The sequence below is a fragment of the Castellaniella hirudinis genome (genome assembly GCF_047468865.1).
Lineage (GTDB): Bacteria > Pseudomonadota > Gammaproteobacteria > Burkholderiales > Burkholderiaceae_B > Castellaniella > Castellaniella hirudinis_A.
The window spans coordinates 1-5,088 of sequence record NZ_JBLGTV010000028.1; the positions used below are offsets into that span (position 1 = coordinate 1).

A 5,088-nucleotide genomic window follows, 5' to 3' on the forward strand; every position below is an offset into this window, starting at 1 on the left:
AGCCCCCGGGATACCTAATCTTCAGACGAGTTTCGCGCTTAGATGCCTTCAGCGCTTATCTCTTCCGCACGTAGCTACTCGGCAATGCCATTGGCATGACAACCGATACACCAGCGGTGCGTCCACTCCGGTCCTCTCGTACTAGGAGCAGGCTCCGTCAAGTATCCAACGCCCACGGCAGATAGGGACCAAACTGTCTCACGACGTTTTAAACCCAGCTCACGTACCTCTTTAAATGGCGAACAGCCATACCCTTGGGACCGGCTACAGCCCCAGGATGAGATGAGCCGACATCGAGGTGCCAAACACCGCCGTCGATATGAACTCTTGGGCGGTATCAGCCTGTTATCCCCAGAGTACCTTTTATCCGTTGAGCGATGGCCCTTCCATACAGAACCACCGGATCACTATGACCTGCTTTCGCACCTGTTCGACTTGTCAGTCTCACAGTCAAGCACGCTTATGCCATTGCACTATCAGCACGATTTCCGACCGTACCTAGCGTACCTTCGTACTCCTCCGTTACACTTTAGGAGGAGACCGCCCCAGTCAAACTGCCCACCATGCACTGTCCCCAACCCGGATAACGGGCCAAGGTTAGAACCGCAAACAGACCAGGGTGGTATTTCAAGGTTGGCTCCACTGCATCTAGCGACACAGTTTCAACGCCTCCCACCTATCCTACACAGGCCGGTTCACAATCCAATGCAAAGCTACAGTAAAGGTTCATGGGGTCTTTCCGTCTAGCCGCGGGTAGATTGCATCATCACAAACATTTCAACTTCGCTGAGTCTCAGGAGGAGACAGTGTGGCCATCGTTACGCCATTCGTGCAGGTCGGAACTTACCCGACAAGGAATTTCGCTACCTTAGGACCGTTATAGTTACGGCCGCCGTTTACCGGGGCTTCGATCAAGAGCTTGCACCCCATCACTTAACCTTCCGGCACCGGGCAGGCGTCACACCCTATACGTCGACTTTCGTCTTAGCAGAGTGCTGTGTTTTTAATAAACAGTCGCAGCCACCGATTCACTGCGGCCCCTTCATGCTCAGTGCGCAGGCACTTCACACTACCAGGGCATACCTTCTCCCGAAGTTACGGTATCAATTTGCCGAGTTCCTTCTCCTGAGTTCTCTCAAGCGCCTTGGAATATTCATCCCGTCCACCTGTGTCGGTTTGCGGTACGGTCTCGTGAGACTGAAGCTTAGAGGCTTTTCCTGGGACAACTTCCGATCAGTTTAGAGACCGAGGTCTCTATCCACCCACACCCTTGAATTACGCGCCCGGATTTACCTAAGCGCCTTCTATGATGCAGCAACGGGGACATCCAACACCCCGATGATCTTGCAGCCATCCGTCCCCCCATCGCATCTCACGACGGTGCTGGAATATTAACCAGCTTCCCATCAGCTACGCATCTCTGCCTCGCCTTAGGGGCCGACTCACCCTGCGCCGATGAACGTTGCGCAGGAAACCTTGGACTTACGGCGAGGGGGCTTTTCACCCCCTTTATCGCTACTCATGTCAGCATTCGCACTTCTGATACCTCCAGCATGCTTTACAACACACCTTCGCAGGCTTACAGAACGCTCTCCTACCGCGTGTGCGCTCATTTAAGTACACCACTTATTTCTTAACTCCACCACTCGATGTGATGGCCGCTTTCGCCCGCCTGGCGGCGTGCGCAAGCCAAGTGATGCGCTTAAAAGAGCGCACACACCCGCAGCTTCGGTAACTGGCTTAGCCCCGTTACATCTTCCGCGCAGGACGACTCGATCAGTGAGCTATTACGCTTTCTTTAAATGATGGCTGCTTCTAAGCCAACATCCTGACTGTCTATGCCTTCCCACTTCGTTTCCCACTTAGCCAATTTTAGGGACCTTAGCTGGCGGTCTGGGTTGTTTCCCTCTTGAGTCCGGACGTTAGCACCCGGTGCTCTGTCTCCCACACTGTACTTGCCGGTATTCGGAGTTTGCCATAGGTTGGTAAGTCGCCATGACCCCCTAGCTATAACAGTGCTCTACCCCCGGCAGTAATCATGTGAGGCACTACCTAAATAGTTTTCGGAGAGAACCAGCTATCTCCAGGCTTGTTTAGCCTTTCACCCCTATCCACAGTTCATCCCCTAATTTTTCAACATTAGTGGGTTCGGTCCTCCAGCACGTGTTACCGTGCCTTCAACCTGACCATGGATAGATCGCCTGGTTTCGGGTCTACACCCAGCGACTGAATCGCCCTATTCGGACTCGCTTTCGCTACGCCTTCCCTATTCGGTTAAGCTTGCCACTGAATGTAAGTCGCTGACCCATTATACAAAAGGTACGCAGTCACCCCCCTTTAAGGACTCTCTGCAAATCCGATCAGGATCTGCTTCAGCCTGTATTCTTTTGACGCGGCTGCGCCGCGCCGAAAGCCCTTAAAGGGGGGCTCCTACTGTTTGTATGCATACGGTTTCAGGATCTATTTCACTCCCCTTCCGGGGTTCTTTTCGCCTTTCCCTCACGGTACTGGTTCACTATCGGTCGATTACGAGTATTTAGCCTTGGAGGATGGTCCCCCCATCTTCAGACAGGATTTCACGTGTCCCGCCCTACTTCTCTGACGCTTAGTCTCACACTCCAAATTTCGTCTACAGGGCTATCACCATGCTGCGGCTGACCTTTCCAGATCATTCGACTATTTGAAGTGCTATCTCGTCACGGCTTTTCCGGTTTCGCTCGCCGCTACTGCCGGAATCTCGGTTGATTTCTTTTCCTCGAGCTACTGAGATGTTTCAGTTCACCCGGTTCGCTCCGCACAGCTATGTATTCACTGTACGGTACGCTATCGCTAGCGTGGGTTTCCCCATTCGGACATCTGCGGATCAAAGCTTGTTTGCCAGCTCCCCGCAGCTTTTCGCAGGCTACAACGTCCTTCGTCGCCTGTAATCGCCAAGGCATCCACCATATGCACTTATTCGCTTGATCCTATAACTTTGCAGGTTATAGGAATTTGAGTTTCGCGTGTTTGTGCCGTTCAATTCCATATAAGGCCAATCAACCTCACACTCCGAAGAATGCGCTGCTGCTTGAATCTTAAGAACTTTTGAACAATTGATTTTGCAATCACAACCCGTAAAATATTTCTTCCTGACAGTTAAGTCAGACAGAACTTTTACATTGTTGTGCTTCTTCCAGATTGTTAAAGAACATGGTACTTCCACTGAACCCTTGAACCCGATGCCGCTTGAAAGCCGCGCATCGAACAAAGCATCAGTCAGCAACACCCTGATCACGCTATTGGTGACAATAGAACCAGGATATTCTTGACTGAACTGTGTTTGACTGAACTATATTTGACTGATTTCCTGCCAACCGAACAAACAGCCGATGGACAAACAGACGGGTAATTTTGCAAGACCACGATGAACCCAAGTCAATCCAAATCACCGCTACTGCGCTGGTGGTGGAGGATGACGGGATCGAACCGACGACCCCCTGCTTGCAAAGCAGGTGCTCTCCCAGCTGAGCTAATCCCCCGTGCTTTGGGTTGATGACCAAAACCGTGGTGGGTCAAGATGGATTCGAACCATCGACCCCCGCCTTATCAAGACGGTGCTCTAACCGACTGAGCTACTGACCCCCTAGCCCGCATGGCAAACCAGCCATCAAGCAAAACCACTTGAACACTGATTCATACGAGACTGTACAGTGCGCCTGGCTTCACAAAACGCCAGGGCCGGACTTCAGACCATGTCTACTAAACAACAGCCGATAAGCGTGGACGCTGCAATAACAAGCAACAACAGGCTTGCTCTTAAAGGAGGTGATCCAGCCGCACCTTCCGATACGGCTACCTTGTTACGACTTCACCCCAGTCATGAATCTCACCGTGGTAAGCGCCCTCCTTGCGGTTAGGCTACCTACTTCTGGTGAAACCCACTCCCATGGTGTGACGGGCGGTGTGTACAAGACCCGGGAACGTATTCACCGCGACATGCTGATCCGCGATTACTAGCGATTCCGACTTCACGCAGTCGAGTTGCAGACTGCGATCCGGACTACGATCGGGTTTCTGAGATTGGCTCCACCTCGCGGCTTGGCATCCCTCTGTCCCGACCATTGTATGACGTGTGAAGCCCTACCCATAAGGGCCATGAGGACTTGACGTCATCCCCACCTTCCTCCGGTTTGTCACCGGCAGTCTCATTAGAGTGCCCAACCAAATGTAGCAACTAATGACAAGGGTTGCGCTCGTTGCGGGACTTAACCCAACATCTCACGACACGAGCTGACGACAGCCATGCAGCACCTGTGTTCCGGTTCTCTTGCGAGCACAATTCAATCTCTTGAATCTTCCAGACATGTCAAGGGTAGGTAAGGTTTTTCGCGTTGCATCGAATTAATCCACATCATCCACCGCTTGTGCGGGTCCCCGTCAATTCCTTTGAGTTTTAATCTTGCGACCGTACTCCCCAGGCGGTCAACTTCACGCGTTAGCTGCGCTACTAAGGTTAATAAACCCCAACAGCTAGTTGACATCGTTTAGGGCGTGGACTACCAGGGTATCTAATCCTGTTTGCTCCCCACGCTTTCGTGCATGAGCGTCAGTATCATCCCAGGGGGCTGCCTTCGCCATCGGTATTCCTCCACATCTCTACGCATTTCACTGCTACACGTGGAATTCTACCCCCCTCTGACGTACTCTAGCCCGGTAGTTAAAAGTGCAGTTCCGAGGTTAAGCCCCGGGATTTCACACCTTTCTTTCCGAACCGCCTGCGCACGCTTTACGCCCAGTAATTCCGATTAACGCTTGCACCCTACGTATTACCGCGGCTGCTGGCACGTAGTTAGCCGGTGCTTATTCTGCAGGTACCGTCATTAGCCCGAGGTATTATCCCGGGCCGTTTCTTCCCTGCCAAAAGTGCTTTACAACCCGAAGGCCTTCATCGCACACGCGGGATGGCTGGATCAGGGTTGCCCCCATTGTCCAAAATTCCCCACTGCTGCCTCCCGTAGGAGTCTGGGCCGTGTCTCAGTCCCAGTGTGGCTGGTCGTCCTCTCAAACCAGCTACAGATCGTTGCCTTGGTAGGCCTTTACCCCACCAAC

General features: G+C 52.5%; 2 tRNA genes and 2 rRNA genes. All 4 read right to left on the reverse strand.

The annotated features are described in order from the left end of the window. Positions 1 to 2,966, reverse strand: a 23S ribosomal RNA gene (locus ACMHYJ_RS16775); the annotation flags it as partial. A 476-nt stretch (positions 2,967 to 3,442) separates the two neighbouring features. Beyond that, a tRNA-Ala gene (locus tag ACMHYJ_RS16780) sits at positions 3,443 to 3,518 on the reverse strand. A 26-nt stretch (positions 3,519 to 3,544) separates the two neighbouring features. After that, positions 3,545 to 3,621 (reverse strand) — tRNA-Ile (locus ACMHYJ_RS16785). A gap of 176 nt (positions 3,622 to 3,797) precedes the next feature. Further along, positions 3,798 to 5,088 (reverse strand): 16S ribosomal RNA (locus ACMHYJ_RS16790); the annotation flags it as partial.